The organism is Lysinibacillus sphaericus, from assembly GCF_015844675.1.
GTDB classification, from domain to species: Bacteria; Bacillota; Bacilli; order Bacillales_A; family Planococcaceae; genus Lysinibacillus; species Lysinibacillus sphaericus_E.
The window spans coordinates 17,827-39,281 of record NZ_LDGC01000046.1; the positions used below are offsets into that span (position 1 = coordinate 17,827).

The window sequence follows — 21,455 nt, forward strand, 5'->3', positions numbered from 1 at the left end:
TCCAATTATGGGGATATATATTATAATAATGGTAAATAATATTTTAGGAGGTATATTTTGGATAAATTCAAAAAGTTAGGTATCATACTAGCGTCTACTGCATTTTCTGTGGGTGTAATTTCGCCAACGGCACAAGCTTCAGCAGACGTAAAAGAACCGCAAGAGAGAGTGGCGATCCAAGTTGCTTCAACAGAAACAAAGGTATCAAAAAGTGTACTTATTAAGCAATTGAATACATTATTCCCTAACAAGTTCAAATTTGTAACAGAGAAAGATTTCTCAATGGGGGAAGCGCATTACTTTAATGATGATAAAACAATACGCTATGAATTAAGCTTCCACAAGACAATCGATGGCAAAGACGTTTATGGTGATTTTACTTTTAAAGGCGAAGATTTAGAATTAGAATATTTCCACTATCAGCCTGCTAATATAGCGGATGCATTGTATCCAGTGAAGTATTCAGAGACTGAGGCAAAGAAAATTGCCCAAGACTTCCTAAAGAAATTGCCGAATACTGCGAATTACAAGCTTCGTGAAGACAATTGGTATGGTGATTTTGGTTTTAGTTTTAGTAGACCTTTATCTGAACCAATTACGTATTCATTCACTTATTCGCCAACACATAATGGTGTACCACTAATTAATGAGAATCTCAATATTACAGTTCTAGCAAATGGTGAAGTTACAGATATGTATCGTAGTACTGAGTCAACTAGTAAGGCAACATTTGATAACTTAGATCAGAAAAAGAATGAATCAGATATACTTACACAGGTTCGAGAAAATTTATCAGTTGATTTACGTTATGTAATTGACACTAACTACCAAACAGGTGAATCTATTGCTAAGCTTGCGTATATGCCCCCATCAAGTTTCGCTGGTGTACATGCATTAAATGGGCAGTGGAAGACAATGAATGGTTTCACTACCGAAGTACCAAAGGAAAAAGAAGTAGAAAAACTGGCATCGCAACCACTTGAACCTAGAAAGAAGAACGTTACAGTAGAAGAAGTTGAAGAGTTAGCGAAGTCTTTCTTAAAAGATGATTCAGGCAAATCGGAGCTACAAATTGATTCGATTAGTGAAAGAGAAAATGAAAATGGTGAGACAATTTATTCAGTAAATTATATGTATCATATAAAAACTGGTGGTTATGGTACATCATTTGAAGTGAACAAAGCAACAGGTGAGATTACAGAATACTGGGATATACGTAGAGATTTCATAGAGACAGATGTTAAAGTACAACCAATTGCAAAAGATGCTGCTTTAGCAAAAGCGATAGGCTACTTAAAAGAGTGGGCTCCGTCTTATATTCATAACTATTCGAAGCCACTAGAAGATGTAATATATGATAAAGATAGCGAACGCTATTACTTCTCCTTCCCACGTGTTGTCAATGGCATTGCCGTAGTAGGGGATGCAATTTCTGTTGGTATTAGTGCAGATGGTAAATTAAGTTCTTTAAATATTAATAATCACAAGATTGATAACTGGCCGTCTGTAAACAAAGCTATTCCAGCTGATAAAGCAAAAGCAACGTTCAATGAAGGGTTAAAATTGGAGCTTCAGTATGCGAAACAAGATGGCGAGGATAAGCACCACTATGATTTAGTATATTCTCCGGTTTATAATGGAAGCATATTCAATGGCATTGATGCAACAACCGGTAAGTGGCTTCATGTTGCTGATGATGCTAAAGGAAAACCAGCTATTTCTCATCCAACAGCTGGAGGAGAATTAACTTATTTACTACACCAAAATGTGTTAGAGGTTAAAGACCCAGCAAACTTTAATGCTGATACAGCTGTAAACAAGGGAGAAGCTTTGAAAATCTTAGTTAAATCATTATCATACGGACATTATGATTTTAGTCCTTATGGAAGAGGCGACGAGAAGCAATCCTTTAATAATATTGACAAAAAGCATCCATTATACGGAGTTGTTGAACAAGCTGTAAGAATGGGTATTATACAACCGGGTAATCAATTTGCAGTAGATACAGAATTGACTCGTCAAGAGCTTGCAGAATGGTTAGTACGTGTATTGAATTTGGAAAATGCTGCTAAACATAGTGACATTTACAAACTAAACTTTGCTGATGCAAGCTCAATTAAATCGGAATACGCAGGTTATATTGCTTTAGCAAGTGCGATGGGACTAATGGATGGTCAGCAAAATAAATTCAATGCTACTGGGAAAGTGACGTATGCAGATTTGGCAATATCTACAGTTCGTCTAGCAAAGGCTGTTTATGAGGAAAATAACGGTCGCTATTACTATTAATATTCAGTAATCGATACATGAAGGGGCATCTCCTAATTTTAGGAGGTGTCCTTTTTGTGAGATTACAGTAAAACAAAAGGATTGCCGTTAATTATTTTATATGTTATTATTATCTCGAATTAAAGATAAATAAATTCGAAGTAAATGAGAAGAGGGAGTCGTATGAAGGAAAATAATCGTAATTTAAAAGCTTTTACGGTCTTGTTCCGGGCGTATCAAACGATTCAGGATGCAACAAAGAGGGATTTACTTCAATATGATTTAAATCAAACTGAATTTTCAGTACTTGAGTTTTTATATCACCATGGTGAGCAACCAATTCAAGTGATTGGAAAGAAAATTTTAATTGCAAGCAGCAGTATTACGTATGTTATTGATAAGCTCGAACAAAAAGGTTTTGTGTATCGACGTGCTTGTCCAAAGGATCGCCGTGTCACATATGTTTTATTAACATTTGAAGGACAAGTGTTGATGGAAGAAATATTTCCAAAGCATGAACAAAAAATTAATGAGATTTTCGAAGTATTAGATCAACAGGAGATGGACACAATGATCCTGTCTTTAAAAAAGGTTGGTTTAAACGCAGTTGAAAAATAAAAAATTTTACGTATATATCTCGAAATCGAGATAAATAGGGGGAACATAAAATGAATCATTTAAAAGGAATTCACCACGTTACTGCTATTACAAGTAGTGCAGAAGAGAATTATAAATTCTTCACTTATGTATTAGGGATGCGATTAGTGAAAAAAACAGTAAATCAGGATGATATCCAAACATATCATTTATTCTTTGCAGATGATAAAGGTAGTGCTGGTACTGATATGACATTTTTCGATTTCCCAAACATCCCAAAAGGTGTGCATGGAACTAATGAAATTTCTAAAACTTCATTCCGCGTGCCTACAGATGCGGCATTGGACTATTGGGTAGAACGTTTTGATCGACTAAATGTTAAACATACAGGAATACAAGAGCAATTTGGCAAGAAAACTTTATCATTCGTTGATTTTGATGATCAGCAATATCAGCTTATTTCTGATGAAAACAATACAGGCGTTGCATCGGGCACTCCATGGCAAGATGGACCGATTCCTCTTGAGTATGCAATTACAGGGTTAGGTCCAGTTTTTATAAGAGTTGCTAATTTTAAATATTTCAAAGAAATGCTAGAAAAAGTGATGCTCTTTACAGAAATTGCAGAGGAAGGGGATTTCCATTTATTTGAGGTTGGTGAAGGCGGAAACGGTGCGCAAATCGTTGTAGAGTTTAACGCAGTTTTACCAGTAGCTCGTCAAGGCTTCGGTACAGTACATCATGCGGCATTCCGCGTAGAGGATCGTGCTGTATTAGATGAATGGACTGAACGATTTGAAAGCTTTGGCTTCAATACTTCAGGTTATGTAAACCGTCACTTCTTTGAATCCCTTTATGCGCGAGTTGCACCACAAATTTTATTTGAGCTAGCTACTGATGGGCCAGGATTTATGGGGGATGAGCCATATGAAACATTAGGTGAAAAATTATCGTTGCCACCGTTTTTAGAGCCAAAGCGTGCACAAATTGAAGAGCTTGTTCGTCCTATCGACACTGTAAGAAGTACGATTACGTTCGATAAAGAATAAGAGTAATGCTTTTCATTCCATTCAGTAGAGAAACACAAGCCTCGCTGAATGGAAATTACATATTCTTAAAAGAGAATGATTGGAGGTCATTTGGATGGAATTTGCAAAGGTAATAGATAAGCGTCGTTCTGCGAATAATTTTATAGAGGGCATAAAGATGAGCGAAGAAGATATACGTCCCATTTTGGAGGATGTTAAACTTGCTCCATCTGCCTTTAATTTACAGCATACTAATTACATCGTTGTCTTAGATGAAGAAAAAAAAGAAAAAGTAAGAGAAGCGGCATACGGGCAATATAAAGTGCACTCAGCCTCGGCGGTTATACTTGTTTTAGGAGATAAAGAAGCCTATAAAAACACTGCTAACCTTAGTCAAGGGATGGTAGACTTAGGCATTATTAATGCTTGTGAGTTAGAAAATCTTGTTGAAGAAAATACAAAATTTTATGATGAGCGCGGCGAGGAGTTTAAGAAAGAGGAAGCCATTCGTAACGCTTCACTTTCAGCTATGTTATTTATGTTGGCAGCCAAAAATCGTGGATGGGATACATGTCCAATGATCGGCTTTGATCAGCAACAAATGAGAGCCCTTTTTAATGTCCCGGAAACACAAGAAATTGCGCTAATGATTACAATTGGTAAGGAAAAAGAAAGTAGTCGCCGTTTGCGTGGTTATCGTAAACCAGTTGAGGAATTTGCAACCTATTATTAGGTCGGTATAAAATAAAAATGCTTTACAAAAAATAAATTTAATGCACATTTAGGAGGAAATATTGTGAAAGTAGTAGCAATCGTAGGTAGTATCCGTAAAGAATCTTATAATCTGCAGTTAGCGAAATTTATTCAAAAGCGTTATGCGGAGAAATTGAATCTTGAAGTATTAAGCTTAAGTGACCTACCAATGTATAACCAAGATATCGAAAATGAAGCACCGCAAACAGTATTAGATTTTAAAGCCAAAGTAAAAGAGGCGGATGCAGTTCTTTGGCTGACTCCAGAATATAATGGTACAGTGCCAGGTGTTATGGTTAACGCCATCGATTGGTTATCTCGCGTTGATAAAGTAATGATTGGCAAGCCATCATTCATGATGGGCGCATCAATGGGTAACTTAGGTACTGTTAAAGCACAATTACACTTAAGAGATATTTTATTTTCACCTGGAGTAAATTCACCATTACTTAGTGGTAATGATGTTTATATTGGCGCAGTACACACTAAATTTGATGCTGAAGGCAATTTAACAGATGAGGGTACTATTAAATTCCTAGATGTAGTTATAGATAACTTCTTAAACTGGATGAAAACATACGTTTAAAAATAAAAAACTGGGATTTAGCACAAAAACGTGTGGTTGATTTCCGTTCCACTATTGCTGATCCCGAGGAGTCGCCCAGTCTCCACTACAATCAACTATTTGCATAGTAACCGTTTTAACAAAAGTCATCCACAACTTTTGGTGATGAACCAAAAACTGTCCAATTAAGTATACTATATACTTTTGGACAGTTTTTTTATCTCTTTATTTAATTGGGATTATTTTTAAAACCTTTTGAAGACGGTATGCAAAAAACCCCGCGAATATAGCTAAAATAATATCCTTTGGTAAAGGAGGCATCATCCAGAGCCATGCTATTTTATAAGTGAAAGCATCAGGCGCACTAGCCCATAGCTTATAGGCAAAGTACATCCAATTTGTCCCTAGTAAATAATTAATAGCAGTTGCAACTAATGCAGCAACTACATAGCTTTTCTTCGTTCCACTGTGTTCTACAATAAGCCCTGCGACAAATGCAGCTAATATAAAAGAGACAATGAAACCAAATGTAGGACTTAAAATTTGCCCAAAGCCTCCGCTGAATCGTGCAAATACAGGTGCGCCTGCTAAACCGATGCACATATAAACAGTACAAGCGAGAGCCCCTTTTCTACTACCGAGAATAAGTCCCGCTAAAATAGCGAAAAATGTTTGCAATGTGATTGGTACTCCGCCTACAACCATGAAAGGTACAATGGACGTAATATTAGCTCCTATCATCATTAATGTTGAAAAAAGTCCAATGTATGCAATATCTACTGTTCTTAATTTTTGATGTGTATGTTCCACAATGGTTGTCATTATTTCACCCCTAAAAAGTAAAGTTGATAATAATAGTGTAAAAAAATAAAGTTTTTGTGTCAACTTGATTATAGTTATTGGTTAACATAAAGGTATTTCTTAACTTGATAAGTGAATGATAGTATAGACTAACTATTGAAATATATGATAGAATTGTCATAATTTTAAATCATTCGATACTAATGGTGTGACATCTTGTACAATGTGTCACTTAAAAGGGAAATCGGTGCAAATCCGACGCTGTCCCGCAACTGTAACGAGGAGTTCTATGATGATTTAGCCACTATTCTAGAATGGGAAGGCAATCATAGGTACATTGATTCGAAGCCAGGAGACCTGCCATTTAGTTATTCCTGTAATGCCCACGAGGATGAAAGCGATTACGGACAATAGTAGAAGAAAATCTAACTTTGTTTAGTTTTTTTCAGCAGGTGTCCAAACACACGCTGAAAGACGCGATTATGCCAGACATAATTGATTCTAGGGTATTTCCATGCGCATTTGTATGGAATACCCTTTTTTCTTTCATTTATCTTCGTTCTACTAATATTAGCAAAGCGTCAGCTACAATTACGGCTTGGTGAATTTGATGTTTAATGATTAGGAGTTAATAAACAGATGAATAGAAAATTTATGTTACTTTCAATGACCCTTCTTCTATTACTTATAATTTCAATGACAATTGCAATTATGGTTGGATCGGTATCCGTTACACCACTTTATGTATGGAAGGTTATCCTTTCTAAAATCCCTATTATACAAAGCTCAATCGAACAAGATTGGAGTCGCTCACAGGAAATCATCATTTGGCAAATAAGGGCTCCGCGTGTATTACTTGCTGCTATCGTCGGAGCAGGCTTGGCAATTGCAGGAGCAGCTATTCAGGCACTCGTTCGTAATTCAATTGCAGAACCATATATTTTAGGGATTTCTTCTGGAGCGACGGTTGGTGCCACAGCTGTCATCATTTTAGGTGCCTTTTCATTTCTGGGCGTTTATGCTCTTTCCATATCGGCTTTTTTAGGCTCTCTCACAGCAATGGGGTTAGTTTTCTTCTTATCACATGTTGGCGGTAGAGTGTCCGTCTTTCGACTTTTACTTTCAGGGATGGCGGTGTCATTTATCTTATCTGCTATTTCAAATTTTATCTTAATGCTGTCGAAGCAAGAGGGGGGAATGAAGGCAGTCATGTTTTGGATGCTAGGAAGCCTAGCGGGTGCGAAATGGAGTATTCTTATAATTCCTGCAGTCATTTTTATTGTAGTATTTGCCTTGTTATGGCTCAACTATCGCAGTTTAAATTTATTACTCCTTGGAGAAGAAGCAGCAGTTACATTAGGGGTTAACTTACAACAATTTCGAATACAGCTTATTTTATTAGTATCATTATTAACGGGTGTGCTGGTTGCTGTAAGCGGTTCAATTGGATTTGTAGGCTTAATCATTCCACATATTGTACGACTAATTGTAGGTTCAAATCATAAATATGTCATACCGATTAGCGCATTATTAGGGGGGATCTTCTTAGTTTGGGCAGATGCACTTGCTCGAATATTAATTGCCCCTGAGGAAATGCCGATAGGAATTATCACGGCTTTTTGCGGAGGTCCATTTTTCATTTGGCTGCTACGTCGTAACAATTATTCTTTCGGTGAAGGAGATTAAAAATATATGACATTAGAAGCGAAACAACTATCATTCTCCATTTCTGATGAACGCATATTACATGAAGTAAGTGTTGAAATAAAGGACAGGCAATTTGTAGGGTTGATTGGTCCTAATGGTAGTGGGAAGTCAACGCTATTAAAGAATATGTACCGTTTATTAAAACCAGAAAGTGGAACGGTGTTATTAAATGAACAAGATATTCTAAAGCAATCGAGTAAAAACATAGCTAGAAATCTAGCAGTTGTGAGTCAAGAAACACCGGTCTTATTCGATTTTACAGTGCATGATTTAGTGAGTATGGGGAGAACACCCCATAAAAAACTATTGGAGCTTGATCAAGAGCAAGATTTTCAAATCGTAAAGGATGCACTGAAGCAGACGGGTATCGCTCATTTAGAGAAACGTAGCTATAGCTCTCTTTCAGGTGGTGAAAAAAAGCGTGTGATGGTTGCCCGTGCCCTTGCTCAGCAAGCACAGGTGCTTATTTTAGATGAGCCAACAAATCATCTAGATATTCAGCATCAATTGCAGCTTATGGATCTAATCCAAACCTTACAATTAACAGTTGTTGCTGCAATCCACGATTTAAACATTGCGGCTATGTATTGCGATCAAATTTATGTTTTACAGCAAGGTCGAATTGTTTGTTTTGGCACGCCAGAAGAAGTACTTACACCGGCATTATTACAAGATGTATTTGGGGTTTATGCTGATATTCAAACACATCCACTGACAGGTAAGCCATATTTAACGTATATCCCAGAGCAATTCACGAAGGAAGCTTTATGTCAAAAAAATTAAGGTTGTAATTATGTTTTTTTTTGCAAAGCGAGGGGGTGATTTCCGTTCCGACTGTGCGCTTTTTGCTAACGTAGCGGCAGCAACAGGATGTTGGTCACGAAGGCGTTATCACAGGACGTGATGGTTTTAGCCTTCGTTCCTCTATATCGCTGATCCCCAAGGAGTCGCCCAGTCGTAACGAAGATCAACCAATTCATATAGTATATATCTTCTGGCCTGTAACTCTAATTAATAGTGATAAAATCCTCAAGATACACTATTTACATAGTTATAAAATAAAGTTTCAACGAAAAAGTTTATTTCAAAAGGCTTATTCACAGTATTTAAAGAATTGAAGTCAAATTAAGATACTGCTTTTAAGCCTGCTACACCAATGATAATGGCGATGATACTAATAATTCGAGTTAGGTTTTTGGATTCACCGAAGAAAATAATATTTACGAGAACAGCCCCAACTGTACCAATACCAATCCACACTACATAGGCAATGCTTAACTGTAGATAGTTAAAGGAGGTATATAAAAGCACAAAGGACATACCAAAGCCGCCCACATATATTAATAAATTACGTATAGTTTTGTTCTGACTATAAAAGCGTAAACCTACAACACCGATAATTTCAGAAATTGCTGCTAATAAAACAAGTAACCAGCCCATTATGCATTAGCTCCTTTCTTTTCATCATAATCTTTTGAAGGGTTATCAGCTAAATTAAGACCAATAACACCTAATACTAAAATAAACATGAAAATTCCTTTAATCGTATTAAATTCACCATCGAAAATAAAAATGTCCATTAATGTAGTACCAATCGCACCGACCCCCGCAAAAGTCGCATAAACTGTGCCTGTAGGTAGGTTTTCACAAGCCTTCGATAAGAAATGAAAATCTAACGCAATTAAGGACACGATAATAATCCAATGCCACCAAGCACCGGCAACATTAAAAGCAAATATCCAAAACAATTCAAACAAACTAGTTAATCCAACATAAATCCAATCTTTTTGCATAATTAATCCTTTCATCTATCCATAATTATGACTGACATTCAGTCATTTTTAGTGTAAAAGAGAACGTCACTTAGGCGTGACGTAAACCGAGTGCATGATGTAAAAAGTCGAGGAGCTCAAGCTTTTGAAGTCTAATTGTGTCTTCTTCACTGTCATCATACAAGTAAATTTGTTCAGCAGCAGATTCTACTAGACCGATGATAAGTTTAGAAGAACGTGTAGTGTTTAGAGATTCACGTATCGTTCCTTCTTGTTGAGCTTCGTATAAGAAATTATTCATCCATTCGTAATAGGGAGCATATATATTTTCCCATTCTTTCATATGCTCGGTTTGTGTAATACCAGCATAGATAAGTGCAAATACATCTCGATATTCCTCTGTTAGTGAAAAAACAATATCTACTAACTTTTCAAGCCGCTTTGCAAAAGGCTCCTGTGTTGAAATACCATCGTTTATAGCAGCAATAATTTTCTCAACCATAACTTTTGCAATGGCTGGCATAACTGAAAGCCGTGATGGGAAATAAAGATAAAATGTCCCTTGCGCAATACCTGCAGCTTTTACGATATCTGAAACCTTTGTCTTTTCAATTCCTTTTTCACGAAAAACTTCAATTGCAGCTTGAATAATTTTCTCTTCTTTTGACATGGAATCCCTCGCTTTTAGCCTGCTTATTTATTATGTTACAAAATAGCTGAAATAAAGTCAATGAAAAATGACTGACATTCAGTCATTTTTTGGGTGTATATATGTTTCTTATTTAGGGAACTTTATTCGTGAAAGGATTTGATGCAAATGGAAGAGATAAAAATTGCGCAACTAAATCAGCAACAGCTTGAAAGAATTAATGAGCTAGAAAAGAACATTGGGGTGACCTTAGTAGCCTATGATTCTTCAACAATGCCGTCACAGGGCTCCGGTGCCTTTGAGTCAAATAATAGTACTCACAGCAATCATCCATCATAATTACGAATAAAATGCCTTGCAGCAATGTGAGGTTTTTTTATTTCATTTAAAGAGTGTATAGGGGGTTACAATGATGCAGGATTTCTATGCAGATTTACATATTCATATTGGACGCACTTCAAGTGGACGCGCTGTTAAAATAACTGGCAGTAAAACGTTAACACTAGCGAGAATTTTAGAGATTTCAAGCGCAAAAAAGGGACTAGAAATTATCGGGATTATTGATTGTCATTCACCAGAAGTAATGGATGAAATGGTAAAGATGATAGAACAGGGTGAACTGAAGGAGCTGGAACAGGGAGGACTTCGTTTTCAAGAAACTACACTTATTCCAGGTTCTGAAATTGAGATTTACGATCAGCATTGCCTTGGACCCATCCATGTGCTTGCTTATTTTCCAACACTTTCGCTTATGAGAGAATTTTCAAACTGGATGTCTAATCATATGAAAAATATCCATTTAAGCTCTCAGCGAATTTATTGTGATGGGCGAACATTGCAGCAAAAGGTTCATGAATTAGGCGGTCTTTTTATTCCTGCCCATGTCTTCACACCATTTAAAAGTTTGTTCGGTAAAGGTGTACATCGTAGTTTAACAGAAGTTTTTGACCCTCAGTTTATAGATGCGATAGAGCTTGGATTAAGCTCCAATACTGAAATGGTGAGTAACATTAGAGAACTGCAAGCATATACATTTGTCAGCAATTCTGATGCACATTCACTTGGGAAAATTGCACGTGAGTATCAAAAATTGAGACTATCAAGTGCAAATTTTACAGAATTAAAGATGGCGCTTCATGAGCAACAAGGTCGAGCAGTAACAGCCAATTATGGTTTAAATCCTTTGCTTGGTAAATATCATCAAACCGTCTGTGCAAAATGTGGTGAGCAACTGAGCAACGCTGCAACAATTTGTACAAACTGCGAAAGTACGCAAATTATAAAAGGGGTTGCAACACGCATAAAGGAGCTTTCAGAGCAAGTAAATGATAAACGTGCAAGACCACCATATATTCACCAAGTACCACTAGACTTTATTCCAGGATTAGGGCCGAAAATGATGGAACGATTAGTACAAGCGTTTGGTACAGAGATGAACATCTTACATCGAGTTACGCTAGAACAACTCGAACAAATCGTGCCACATAAAATTGCCAAGATGATTGATTTAGCAAGAACGGGGCAATTGGCAATCGAAGTTGGTGGTGGCGGCATTTATGGGAAGGTTCAACTGGAATAAAAAAGGTTCATCACATAGGCGCAGTTCACTGATCCCCAAGGATTCGCCCAGCCGGAACGAAGGCATGGCGTACATTTTATCAAACGTCATCACAACTTTTGGTGATGAACACTAAAAAAATACGCTTTTTTAGCCCATTTCCATCCCCTGTATATTAAAATAGTAATTAGTAAAATTTGGAGGAGTGAGGGTGTGCAATTATCAAAGAAATTTCAGTTTTTAGCGGCTAGCATTTTTGCATGTCAATTAGTAGTACCAATAGGTGTAAATGCTGAGGAACAAAGAGACTACATAGCGCCAAGTTGGGTAGTTCAAGCAGATTATGTAGCACTGGGTGATTCCTTAGCTCATGGTATGAATGAGGTTGGTATGATTGGGCTAAGTTACACGGATTTTGTTGCACAAGCTTTACAGCAAGATGGTTTAATTACTTCTTATAATAAGGGTTTTGCCAATTCAGGCTATACAACGAGTGATATATTAAAGGATATACAAAATAATGTGGAAAAGTCAGTGGTAGGATTCGGTTATCCAAGCGAGAAGGCAAAGGTTCGCACATCTATTAAAGAGGCTGAAATTATTACACTAACCGCTGGTGCCAATGATTTAATACCTATTTTAGAAGAGTCTCAGACAACAGGCATTAATGCAGCAATGATGCTAAAAGCTTCCCAGGGAGCAATAAAAAATATAGCTGCTATTTTAGAAGAAATTAAGAAGCTTAATCCGAAAGCTCAAGTTTATGTGATGGGCTATTATAATTCTTTTCCGTACTATAGTGAGGATGTACAGCAACAATTTAAAATGCTATTAAAAGTTATGAATGCAACGATAAAAACAACTGCTGAAAAAGCGGGTGCCATTTTTGTACCGACATATAATATTGTAGCAAAAGATGTTCCAATCTATTTACCAAACCCTGATAATATTCATTTAAGTGAAGCAGGCTATTTAGCAGTAGCGAACGAGGCGTTTATACCAGCGATTAAAGCAAGTACGTTATGGGATGTATCAAAAACGATTGAAGCAAATATGAAAGATAGTACAACTGTTAAAATAAACTGGCTTGAAGCGACGGATAATGTAGGTGTCACTAGTTACAACGTATATGTAAATGGTGAGCTTACATTTACACAAGATGCTAAAAGAAACGCTATAACTTTGGATAATTTAATAGCGAATACAGCATATACAGTAGCTGTTAAAGCGGTTGATGCGGCTGGTAATGAAAGTGTACAAAGTCCAACAGTTACTTTTACTACTGGAAGAACTTTAAGCTTTACTGATATAGAAAAGCATTGGGCAAAGGAGTTTATATTGAAGGCAGCTGAAGCGGGTATTATGAACGGTTATCCAGATGGTACGTTTAAGCCTGAGCAATTTGTTACTCGTGCACAGGCTGCTTCGATGCTTGTTAGAAGTCTCGGTTTAACGACGAAGGAACAGGCACCATTTACAGACATTGCAAGCTATGATGTCGGAACTCAGTCAGATATTGCAGCAGCTTATGCATATGGGCTAGTTAAGGGGATGGATGGTACGTTTAACTCAGGGCTGCCAATTACTCGCGCTCAATTAGCATTAATGATTAATCGTGCTTATGAATATGAGAAAAAGCAATCTTATGTGGCGAAAGGGAAAGCTCCATTCTCTGATATTGCCTCTTACGATGAAGAAACAAAACATGCAATCACTATGTTGTATGAACAAGGTATTATTATAGGTAGTGAAGGGGGATTTTCACCCGAGGCTCCTACAAAACGAGGCCATGCAGCGAAAATATTTATAAATTTTAATAGTCTATTAAAGAAATGAAATCATTAAAGGTAGAGGTTGTGAATAGAAACCTCTACCTTTAGACGTTTGCATATGTTATTTTTATTTCGATGGATATCTAGTACAGTTTAGGCACAGATTATGCCAAATTACAATTGCCATAATGCTGAAGTGAAAATTAATCAAAAGGAGAATGCGATGCTGTCATTTATTTTATCTGCGAAAAGATTGTTAGTAGGCATGTGGAAGTCATTCAAGCGTCCACAGTTTCTATCTTTGTTTACAACATTATTTTTTATCATTCTTTCAGGGACAATGTTTTATAAAGGAACGGAAGGATGGTATTGGATTGATGCCATGTATTTTGCAGTAGTGAGTTTAATTCCAACCGGTGTTGAGACGAGATTGTATCCTACTAGTAATTTTTCAAAGATGTTTACGATGATGTATTTAATCGTTGGAACAGGCGTCATGTTTATTACGCTATTAATGCTCGGCAGATCAATAGTCGATTTTACAATTGAGGAAGAAAAGAAAGAACAAGCAATAAAACGTCTGAAAAAATAACAAAGCAGTTCAATAAATCTTATAGATTTATTGAACTGCTATTCTTTACTTATTTACGATAGTCTAGCAATGATGCCTTCTTCATCGTCTAAGACTAGTTCGATTCCCGTTGAAAATGGATCACCATGTAAGACGTCTTTAATCCATACACGTAGTGCGCCAATCATTGCTGATGTATTGAACATCTCGACTTGACCATTCGTTTCAACTTCTGCACCGAAGCCTGCGTCATCATCGTATGTTAGTTCTACAAGTACATCCTCAGGGCGAATGTTTTTATAGTAAGCCTGAGATAAGCAAATTGCATTAATAATATCTTGCTCATTAATTATTTGTGCCATTGTGCTTCCTCTTTACGCTTTTTATCTTTAAACATATTAACAATTTTTACAACTAGCATTATGATAACCATGATGGCTGCAACGTTAATTAATAAGCCTAAAATATTTCCAAGCATACCCATACCACTGAAAAGACTTCCGAATAATAAGCCAGCTAAGCCACCAAGCATTAAGCCTTTCATAAGACCGCCTGAGAAGAAGCCGCCTTTCTTAGCTGTTGAATCCGTTTTGTTTGTGCTTTTATTTGTTGTTGCATTATTTTGATCTTTAGATTTATCCTGAGATTTTTGGATATTTGAGCTATTATTATTATTGTTTGAGAAGCCTTTTTTACCTGACTTATAGGATTTAGCTTCTGCAGTTGGTGTATCTGAGATGAACAATGTTGCACCTACAGTTGCAAACATAAGTGTCGCTGCAAAAAGAGCGGCAAGAATTTTTTTCATTACTTACATTCCTCCAATATAATTTTTAGTTTTGTCATAAACTAATCTAATAGTAATTTTACATGAACCATCTCTAAAAATAAAATAAACGCTTTCATCAATTTATTTATATGCGTAAATTTGAACAAGTAGTGACAATGTTAATCAAAATGTTGGACATGCATTACTTATATCGTTAATTGTAGTGGAGGTTGGACGTCCGCCCCTAGTAGGAACGGAAATCAGCCTCGATTTAAGAGGACAAGCCTTAAAAAAGGGTATATGGAAAGAAAGGAGTGAAACGATGATTTCAACATTATTACTATTAATTTCAATTTTTTTAATTTTTTATATAACGGAAAGAAGACGTTTTTTCAATGCAGTAGTTCTTGGTTTTGTAGGGTTGTTTATTTTAGGCAATATACTTAGTCATCCTTTATTTCTCCCTAATGAGCAGGGGATTGTGTCGAAGATGGGGATAGTCGTAATACTTGGAAGTTTCCCGAGTATTATGTTTATTTTATCGATAGCCACGTTTTTTAATAGTAAAGTTTTACTTGAAAAAGAAGGACGTAAAGTACGAAATCTATTGTTAGCTGTTTTTGGTTTGAGTTTTTTTATTATGATGATTTGGTATGTATTTGTGATTTTTATGAATATCGAAAATAATCTTTGGCATATTCTTTTCTTCTATGGGTTCTTGGTTTTCAGTTATACAATGTTTTTATATACAAGTATAATGGCCTACGCTACTCTATATCATTTTACGCCTATCTTTTATGAGCCTAACTATATTATTGTGTTAGGGTCAGGACTAATCGGAGATAAAGTACCACCGCTTTTAGCTAGCCGTTTAGACGAGGCAGTAAATCAGTTTCGAAAATATGGTAAACGACCTTACATTATCGTCTCAGGTGGACAGGGAAGTGATGAAAAAGTATCAGAAGCATATGCCATGAAAAAATATATAGTTAACGAACATCAACTACCGTCTCAAAAAGTATTTATGGAAGATCAATCGACAAATACTGAGCAGAATATGGCATTCTCTAAAGAAATTATGGATAAACATGCTCAGGGGAAAAAATATCGATCCTTATTCGTAACGAATAATTTTCATGTTTTCCGTGCAAGTATTTATGCTAAAAAGGCGAAGCTTAATGCACAAGGTGTTGGTTCAAAGACAGCCTTTTATTATGTACCTAATGCATTTACTCGTGAATTTATTGGTTTATTAGAAATGTATAAATGGATTCATGTCACTGTCTTTTTGTTTATTACATTGTTTATTGGCTTAATATTGAGAGCATATGTGTAACCAATATAGAGCTGTCTTCCATATAATAGTGGCAAGGTGCATTTTATTTCCATTCAGTAGAAGACGCCACTTCAAGGTGGTGAAATGAATGCGGAGTGGGTTCCTTTTTTAGAGCGTGTCAAATACTTACTGAAATAGAGGGACTCAGTCTAAGAGTGCCACGTCCTGTAGCGTTTAATCTGTGCGACAGCGCAGTGCAACGTAGCGACAGCAACAATTATGCCAAGGCGAAATTGATAGTAGTGTGCGAGGGGGGAAACGAATGTATGGGCAATTTTTAGCAAAAAAAAATAAAGAGCGAATAGGGTCCCTACAAAAGCTCGCGCAAACACAAGATACGTGTTTTGCGCAAAACATTGATTTGATAGCAGTCAAAGAAGTACAGTTAGCAGCCTTGCACAAAATTGTATATCAAGTTGTGCAGGGACTATTGAAAAAAAAACAACAACGGCATTTACAAATTATTCATCCAGAACAGACACAGTCAGTACAGGAGAATGTGCTAACGCTTTTAGCTGAATATGATGATTTACTGCGTGAAGCAATTCCACTCCCTATCTATATTTTCATTTGGCAAATTTCTTCATTGGAGAAGTTAGCTAATTGCGTTGAAGTTGTTGATGATGTACTTGATATATTGGAATGGTATTTTATTCATCAAAATGAGCAAGTTGAAGCATTTGACGAAGAAGATCTTGATCATGAAGTAATCATTGACTTATACAAAGATGCCATCGAGGAACAGGACGCAGATGCACGGTTTCAACTTGGTGAATATTATAGTGCAATCGACGGGACATATTTCCAACCAGAAAAGTCCGTGAAGTGGTTCGAGTTAGCAGCATCACAAGATAATGCTGATGCACAATATGCACTAGGTAATTTTCACTTTGAAGGTATAGGTGTAGAAGAAAACTATAGCATGGCTTTTTCGCTGTACGAGGCTGCAGCAAAGCAAGGGCATCCAGATGCCGCGAATAATTTAGCGGATATGTATTTTAACGGTGAGGGAGTGCCAGAAGATTTGGTACTTGCGAAGAAGTGGTTCGAATTTGCCGCACAACAAGGTGTGGCAGAGGCCATGTTTACACTCGGAATTATATACGAGCAGGGATTAGGAGTCGACAAAGACGAGGAGCAAGCTTGTAGCTATTATAAAAAATCTGCTGAAGCAGGCTATGTTGAGGCACAATATAGGCTTGGAGGGATCTATCTAGAGGGTCGGTTAGGGCAACCGAAAGATGTGAACCGTGGATTATATTGGTATGAAAGAGCAGCGAAGCAATATCATGTCGATGCCTTTTATGATTTGGGCTTTATTTGGAGCAAAGGGTTAACAGGTATACGGAATATTGAAAAAGGTATTCATTGGTTTAAACAGGCCGCCCTTCAAGGTGATACGGAAGCAAAATTACAACTAGGGCACATATACAATAAAGGAGAAGGAATAGCCAAAAATATTAAAGAGGCTATAAAATGGTATGGGCTTGCAGCAGATGCAGGAAGTGCGGAGGCAGCAATTTTACTGCAAGAATTGAAAGGAAAATAAGTATTTTTTATTAAAAAGTAATAGGTTTTTAGAATCAATTATCGCCCTTTGTGACATGAGTATAAAGTTTTAATTGTATTGTACTAGATAGGTATATGTCATCAGTTGTAATTGGTCGTTAAAATATCAATATAATAAAGTGGAATTACCTCGAACTAAAACAAAGGAAAAATAAGCATAAAAAAAACAGAGATGATGTCAATTGGCTACCCAAAAGTATTGTGGTAGCTTTTTTTCATATTTAGATAATACGTAAGACAACAGGTACTTTTTGTTCAATTAATGGTAAAAAATGCAATTACGAAAATTGACAGCAATTTATAAAATGTATAAGGTATATGAGGGATTTTGAAAGGTAGTTAGTAGCGATAGCTAATTATAAAGTTACCATTTTTAGTTGATTGTAGCCCGTAACAAAAGACAGAGTTAAAAGTAATATACATAAATATCCTGAGGGTGTTCTCACTAAAAGTTAGGGATGACAATTCCACAGGAAGGCGCCTAGCCCGAATGGAAATCAACTCTACGTTATGGTGAAAAATTTTTCTCAGCTTTTAAAAGTACACGGCATGAAAGAGGGTAAATGTGTGATTTTTCAAAAACAGAGAAAGACAACGGCGTTAGATTTAGAACAATATATTGTAAAAATGGATATAGCGAATCGCCATTCAATAAAAAAGCAAATTGATTTGCTTAAATTGACGAAGCGGGATTTACAATATTTAAAAGCCTTTCAACCTTTTGTAGAAGGCAATATTGATAACATTGTTAATCGATTTTATGAAATGATTGTAACTGAACGTACTCTAGTAGATATTATTAATAAACATAGTTCTGTAGAGAAGCTGAAAATTACTTTAAGACGTCATATTATAGAGATGTTTAATGGTACGATTGATGATGATTTTTATCAAAGACGAGTTAAAATTGCTAAAGTACATGTACATATCGGGCTTAAAACACAATGGTATATTTGTGCTTTTCAAGATTTAACGGCATCATTTATTGATTTAGTTGAAGAACATGTTCTTCATCCAATGGATCAACTTAATACAATTAGGGCTATCTCAAAAATATCTAATTTTGAGCAACAGTTAGTTTTAGAGGCTTTTGAGCATACCATTGAGCAACTTCATGAAAAAATAGAATGTAGAAAAGAAGTAATAGAGAAAAAGATCGTAGCGTCTTCGGAAGGTCTTGCCACAATATCATTGGAAACAAACAACTCGTTTCATCGCTTAAGTGAACAATCGGATGAAATTAAACAACTGGCAAAAAAATCACTTCAAGTGTCGACTATGGCTGAGAGTCAGGCATTAGAGGGGCGTGAACGATTAAAGAATCAATCGCAAAATATGAGTAATATTATTTACTCGCTTGACGGTATAGCGGAAAATGTTACACAGTTGGCAGATATGTCAAGGGAAATGGAATCGATTATGAATGTTGTCACAAATATTGCTAATCAAACGAACTTGTTGGCTTTAAATGCGGCTATAGAAGCGGCTCGCGCTGGAGAAGCGGGTAAAGGCTTTAGTGTTGTTGCAGATGAAGTGAGAAAACTATCGATTCAAACAAAGGAATCTGTCACATCGGTTGCGACTTTACTACATAAAACGAATGAGCGGACCGATAGACTTGTTCACTCGCTTAGTAATATTCAAGATGAGGTAACTTCTGGTGAGGAAAATATGGTTCAAACGGAAGGTCAATTTACTAACATATTGGACGCTATGACCGAAGCCAAAGAACAAAATGGACAGATGGAAAAAGAAGTACAAGCAATAGTAGAAGTACTAAGTCAATTAGGTATTGCTTTTAATGAAGTGAAAAATTCCGCTGAAGAACTAGCTAGCTTTGCACAAAATTTAAATTAATGAAGTGAAAAGCGAGAGACAATAAAGGTGCTTCACACTGTAGTGTATAAATAACACTATATCAATTGTTAATATATACGATCTGCTAGGTAGATAAAAGATACCAGTGTAAATTCAATATATACTAATTGAACATAGAAATAATGGAGCTATCCCATGCGCTGGATAGCTCCATTTTTGCTAAATTTGTAAAGGGTTTAACGTAATTTTCGATAAAAAAAGTTTATACTGAAAAAAAGAACTAAAAATAGGGGCGGTTAATATGAAAACAGTTGTTGTATTAGGTGGCGGAATTACTGGTTTATGTACGATGCATTATTTACAACGCCAAGTTCAGGAGAAAAACTTACATGTAAAGCTTGTACTCGTTGAAAAAAATACATACCTTGGTGGCAAGCTTCACTCTGCATATGAACAAGGCTTTATCATGGAAACAGGAGCAGATTCTATAGTAGCGCGTCATAAAGGTGTTATGGAGTTAGTAGAAGAACTTAATTTTGAACAAAATCTTGTGTATAACGAAACGGGTGTATCGTATATTTACACAAATAATGAGCTACATGCTATACCAGCAGATTCAACGTTTGGTATTCCTATGAGCTTACAATCTCTTGAGGAAAGCACGCTTGTATCAGAGAAAGGCAAAAAAGAAGCATTAAAGGATTTAACCATGCCAAATGAAGGGTTTACAAAGGAAAGTTCGATTGGGGAATTTTTAACGTACTATTTAGGTGAGGAGCTTGTTCAAAACCAAATAGCGCCCGTACTTGCAGGTGTATACTCGGGAGATTTAAATCAACTTTCAATTGCTTCCACTTTACCGTATTTAATCGATTACAAAAACGATTACGGTAGTATTATTAAAGGCTTTGATGCAAACAGGGATCAATTTTTGAAAGCCGCTAATAAAAAATTTATTTCATTTAAAAATGGTTTATCATCACTAATTGATCGACTTGAAGAAACATTAACGGATGTAGAAATTATAAAGGGGATTGCCACTACAAGTGTTAAAAAGCAGGAGAATCAGTACTCCGTTACATTAGCAAACGGTAAAATAATTGAAGCAAATCATGTTGTCATGGCACTGCCAAATGAAGCGGTACAAAGCTTATTGCAGGATGAATCTTTGAACGGCTATTTTGAACAATTCAATACTGCATCCGCCATTACGATTTACCTAGGGTTTGATGTACCCGATAATAGATTACCCGCGGATGGAACAGGCTATATTGTGTCACATAATTCGGATGTTATTTGTAATGCAGCAACGTGGACAAGTCGCAAGTGGAAACACACGTCAGCAGAAGGTAAATTACTAGTTCGACTTTTTTATAAGAGCATTAACCCTGAGTATGAGAGATTGCGTTTGATGTCAGATGAAGAGTTAGCAGCGGTTGCTCTAGAGGATGTAAGAAAAAGCTTGGGTATTGAGGAAACACCAACAATTGTGGACGTGACAAAATGGACCGACCAAATGCCAAAGTATGATTTGGCACATCGTGAAGCGTTGCAAGGCCTCGTACAAGAGCTTGAAAAAAACTATCCGTATTTATCAATAGCTGGTTGCTCTTATTTCGGAGTAGGCATAGGTGCGTGTATTCAAAATGGTAAAAAAATTGGTGAGGAGCTTGCTGAAAAATTATCGTAATTGTTTGATTTAAATCAAAATTTGGTATTTTTCGTGAAGTTTTACCTCTGTTCTGTGAAATAGTCTTGACTCAATCGTTCGTAAACGATATGATTCTTTTAATTATTTAAAAAATTCATACAACATTCTTATCAAGAGAAGCTGAGGGACTGGCCCTATGAAGCTTCAGCAACCAACTAATTGTCAGGTGCTAAATCCAGAGGACCATAGTGTCGAAGATGAGAAGGAAAAA

Annotated in this window: 21 protein-coding genes and 2 riboswitches; of the genes, 15 read left to right on the forward strand and 6 right to left on the reverse strand. The window is 36.3% G+C overall.

Annotated features, from left to right (window positions below; translation table 11 throughout):
* The first annotated feature begins 57 nt into the window (after positions 1–57).
* The 5 genes from ABE34_RS12390 (at position 58) to ABE34_RS12410 (ending at position 5,232) form a co-directional block, all read left to right on the forward strand.
* Positions 58–2,289 (forward strand): YcdB/YcdC domain-containing protein, encoded by a 2,232-nt coding sequence (locus ABE34_RS12390; protein ID WP_197142872.1) that lies wholly within the window; start codon positions 58–60, stop codon positions 2,287–2,289.
* Positions 2,290–2,451: 162 nt separating this feature from the next.
* Entirely contained in the window at positions 2,452–2,886 is a 435-nt protein-coding gene (locus tag ABE34_RS12395; RefSeq protein WP_197142873.1) for a MarR family winged helix-turn-helix transcriptional regulator, read from the forward strand.
* Between the two features lie 50 nt (positions 2,887–2,936).
* Entirely contained in the window at positions 2,937–3,914 is a 978-nt protein-coding gene (locus tag ABE34_RS12400; RefSeq protein WP_197142874.1) for a ring-cleaving dioxygenase, read from the forward strand.
* 94 nt (positions 3,915–4,008) lie between these two features.
* Positions 4,009–4,626 (forward strand): nitroreductase family protein, encoded by a 618-nt coding sequence (locus ABE34_RS12405; protein WP_197142875.1) that lies wholly within the window; start codon positions 4,009–4,011, stop codon positions 4,624–4,626.
* Positions 4,627–4,689: 63 nt separating this feature from the next.
* Positions 4,690–5,232 (forward strand): NAD(P)H-dependent oxidoreductase, encoded by a 543-nt coding sequence (locus tag ABE34_RS12410; protein WP_197142876.1) that lies wholly within the window; start codon positions 4,690–4,692, stop codon positions 5,230–5,232.
* Positions 5,233–5,436: 204 nt separating this feature from the next.
* On the opposite strand, the gene ABE34_RS12415 is transcribed toward ABE34_RS12410, so the two are convergent.
* Complete coding sequence (locus ABE34_RS12415; RefSeq protein ID WP_197142877.1) at positions 5,437–6,033, reverse strand: biotin transporter BioY; 597 nt, start codon at positions 6,031–6,033, stop codon at positions 5,437–5,439.
* A gap of 166 nt (positions 6,034–6,199) precedes the next feature.
* A riboswitch (cobalamin riboswitch) is annotated at positions 6,200–6,391 on the forward strand.
* A 260-nt stretch (positions 6,392–6,651) separates the two neighbouring features.
* On the opposite strand from ABE34_RS12415, the gene ABE34_RS12420 reads away from it, so the two are divergent.
* Together ABE34_RS12420 and ABE34_RS12425 are read left to right on the forward strand one after the other, a co-directional pair.
* The gene (locus tag ABE34_RS12420; RefSeq protein ID WP_197142878.1) at positions 6,652–7,698 is read left to right on the forward strand and encodes a FecCD family ABC transporter permease; all 1,047 of its coding nucleotides are present in this window, start codon (positions 6,652–6,654) and stop codon (positions 7,696–7,698) included.
* Between the two features lie 6 nt (positions 7,699–7,704).
* On the forward strand, positions 7,705–8,502 hold the full coding sequence (locus tag ABE34_RS12425) for a heme ABC transporter ATP-binding protein (RefSeq protein ID WP_197142879.1): 798 nt from the start codon (positions 7,705–7,707) through the stop codon (positions 8,500–8,502).
* Positions 8,503–8,844: 342 nt separating this feature from the next.
* Here the strand turns inward: ABE34_RS12425 and ABE34_RS12430 are convergent, their stop codons facing one another.
* From ABE34_RS12430 to ABE34_RS12440, 3 genes are all read right to left on the reverse strand, one after another.
* Complete coding sequence (locus tag ABE34_RS12430; RefSeq protein WP_079563631.1) at positions 8,845–9,159, reverse strand: DMT family transporter; 315 nt, start codon at positions 9,157–9,159, stop codon at positions 8,845–8,847.
* The gene (locus ABE34_RS12435) at positions 9,159–9,512 is read right to left on the reverse strand and encodes a DMT family transporter (RefSeq protein WP_197142904.1); all 354 of its coding nucleotides are present in this window, start codon (positions 9,510–9,512) and stop codon (positions 9,159–9,161) included. Before ABE34_RS12435 ends, ABE34_RS12430 begins: the two co-directional genes overlap by 1 nt.
* Positions 9,513–9,582: 70 nt before the next feature.
* Complete coding sequence (locus tag ABE34_RS12440; protein WP_197142880.1) at positions 9,583–10,161, reverse strand: TetR family transcriptional regulator; 579 nt, start codon at positions 10,159–10,161, stop codon at positions 9,583–9,585.
* Between the two features lie 147 nt (positions 10,162–10,308).
* On the opposite strand from ABE34_RS12440, the gene ABE34_RS12445 reads away from it, so the two are divergent.
* The 4 genes from ABE34_RS12445 (at position 10,309) to ABE34_RS12460 (ending at position 14,062) form a co-directional block, all read left to right on the forward strand.
* Entirely contained in the window at positions 10,309–10,479 is a 171-nt protein-coding gene (locus ABE34_RS12445; protein ID WP_197142881.1) for a hypothetical protein, read from the forward strand.
* 73 nt (positions 10,480–10,552) lie between these two features.
* Positions 10,553–11,719 carry an endonuclease Q family protein gene (locus tag ABE34_RS12450; protein ID WP_197142905.1) on the forward strand — a complete coding sequence of 389 codons (1,167 nt, stop codon included), beginning with the start codon at positions 10,553–10,555 and terminating at the stop codon, positions 11,717–11,719.
* 192 nt (positions 11,720–11,911) lie between these two features.
* Positions 11,912–13,534, forward strand: a complete 1,623-nt coding sequence (locus ABE34_RS12455) for an S-layer homology domain-containing protein (RefSeq protein ID WP_197142882.1) — start codon at positions 11,912–11,914, stop codon at positions 13,532–13,534.
* 102 nt (positions 13,535–13,636) lie between these two features.
* Entirely contained in the window at positions 13,637–14,062 is a 426-nt protein-coding gene (locus ABE34_RS12460) for an ion channel (protein ID WP_241756706.1), read from the forward strand.
* 53 nt (positions 14,063–14,115) lie between these two features.
* Here ABE34_RS12460 and ABE34_RS12465 read toward each other — a convergent pair whose 3' ends face one another.
* Both ABE34_RS12465 and ABE34_RS12470 read right to left on the reverse strand, forming a co-directional pair.
* Positions 14,116–14,403 carry a DUF2653 family protein gene (locus tag ABE34_RS12465; protein ID WP_197142883.1) on the reverse strand — a complete coding sequence of 96 codons (288 nt, stop codon included), beginning with the start codon at positions 14,401–14,403 and terminating at the stop codon, positions 14,116–14,118.
* Positions 14,391–14,849 (reverse strand): hypothetical protein, encoded by a 459-nt coding sequence (locus tag ABE34_RS12470; RefSeq protein ID WP_197142884.1) that lies wholly within the window; start codon positions 14,847–14,849, stop codon positions 14,391–14,393. The genes ABE34_RS12465 and ABE34_RS12470 overlap by 13 nt, the downstream gene beginning before the upstream one ends.
* Before the next feature lie 283 nt (positions 14,850–15,132).
* Between ABE34_RS12470 and ABE34_RS12475 the strand changes: the two genes are divergently transcribed.
* The 4 genes from ABE34_RS12475 to ABE34_RS12490 all read left to right on the forward strand — a co-directional run bounded on the left by ABE34_RS12475 (position 15,133) and on the right by ABE34_RS12490 (position 21,223).
* Complete coding sequence (locus tag ABE34_RS12475) at positions 15,133–16,146, forward strand: YdcF family protein (protein WP_197142885.1); 1,014 nt, start codon at positions 15,133–15,135, stop codon at positions 16,144–16,146.
* Between the two features lie 262 nt (positions 16,147–16,408).
* Entirely contained in the window at positions 16,409–17,695 is a 1,287-nt protein-coding gene (locus ABE34_RS12480; RefSeq protein WP_197142886.1) for a tetratricopeptide repeat protein, read from the forward strand.
* A 587-nt stretch (positions 17,696–18,282) separates the two neighbouring features.
* Positions 18,283–19,572, forward strand: a complete 1,290-nt coding sequence (locus tag ABE34_RS12485; RefSeq protein WP_346655556.1) for a globin-coupled sensor protein — start codon at positions 18,283–18,285, stop codon at positions 19,570–19,572.
* 262 nt (positions 19,573–19,834) lie between these two features.
* On the forward strand, positions 19,835–21,223 hold the full coding sequence (locus ABE34_RS12490) for a protoporphyrinogen oxidase (protein WP_197142888.1): 1,389 nt from the start codon (positions 19,835–19,837) through the stop codon (positions 21,221–21,223).
* 125 nt (positions 21,224–21,348) lie between these two features.
* Positions 21,349–21,448: riboswitch (SAM riboswitch) on the forward strand.
* Positions 21,449–21,455: the final 7 nt, after the last annotated feature.

Bases quoted from the DNA above. Each gene is read 5' to 3' on its own strand.
- ABE34_RS12395 (WP_197142873.1), top strand. From the start codon at position 2,452: ATGAAGGAAAATAATCGTAATTTAAAAGCTTTTACGGTCTTGTTCCGG.
- ABE34_RS12400 (WP_197142874.1), top strand. From the start codon at position 2,937: ATGAATCATTTAAAAGGAATTCACCACGTTACTGCTATTACAAGTAGT.
- ABE34_RS12405 (WP_197142875.1), top strand. From the start codon at position 4,009: ATGGAATTTGCAAAGGTAATAGATAAGCGTCGTTCTGCGAATAATTTT.
- ABE34_RS12415 (WP_197142877.1), bottom strand. From the start codon at position 6,033: ATGACAACCATTGTGGAACATACACATCAAAAATTAAGAACAGTAGAT.
- ABE34_RS12420 (WP_197142878.1), top strand. From the start codon at position 6,652: ATGAATAGAAAATTTATGTTACTTTCAATGACCCTTCTTCTATTACTT.
- ABE34_RS12425 (WP_197142879.1), top strand. From the start codon at position 7,705: ATGACATTAGAAGCGAAACAACTATCATTCTCCATTTCTGATGAACGC.
- ABE34_RS12430 (WP_079563631.1), bottom strand. From the start codon at position 9,159: ATGGGCTGGTTACTTGTTTTATTAGCAGCAATTTCTGAAATTATCGGT.
- ABE34_RS12435 (WP_197142904.1), bottom strand. From the start codon at position 9,512: ATGCAAAAAGATTGGATTTATGTTGGATTAACTAGTTTGTTTGAATTG.
- ABE34_RS12440 (WP_197142880.1), bottom strand. From the start codon at position 10,161: ATGTCAAAAGAAGAGAAAATTATTCAAGCTGCAATTGAAGTTTTTCGT.
- ABE34_RS12445 (WP_197142881.1), top strand. From the start codon at position 10,309: ATGGAAGAGATAAAAATTGCGCAACTAAATCAGCAACAGCTTGAAAGA.
- ABE34_RS12450 (WP_197142905.1), top strand. From the start codon at position 10,553: ATGCAGGATTTCTATGCAGATTTACATATTCATATTGGACGCACTTCA.
- ABE34_RS12460 (WP_241756706.1), top strand. From the start codon at position 13,637: ATGCCAAATTACAATTGCCATAATGCTGAAGTGAAAATTAATCAAAAG.
- ABE34_RS12465 (WP_197142883.1), bottom strand. From the start codon at position 14,403: ATGGCACAAATAATTAATGAGCAAGATATTATTAATGCAATTTGCTTA.
- ABE34_RS12470 (WP_197142884.1), bottom strand. From the start codon at position 14,849: ATGAAAAAAATTCTTGCCGCTCTTTTTGCAGCGACACTTATGTTTGCA.
- ABE34_RS12475 (WP_197142885.1), top strand. From the start codon at position 15,133: ATGATTTCAACATTATTACTATTAATTTCAATTTTTTTAATTTTTTAT.
- ABE34_RS12480 (WP_197142886.1), top strand. From the start codon at position 16,409: ATGTATGGGCAATTTTTAGCAAAAAAAAATAAAGAGCGAATAGGGTCC.
- ABE34_RS12490 (WP_197142888.1), top strand. From the start codon at position 19,835: ATGAAAACAGTTGTTGTATTAGGTGGCGGAATTACTGGTTTATGTACG.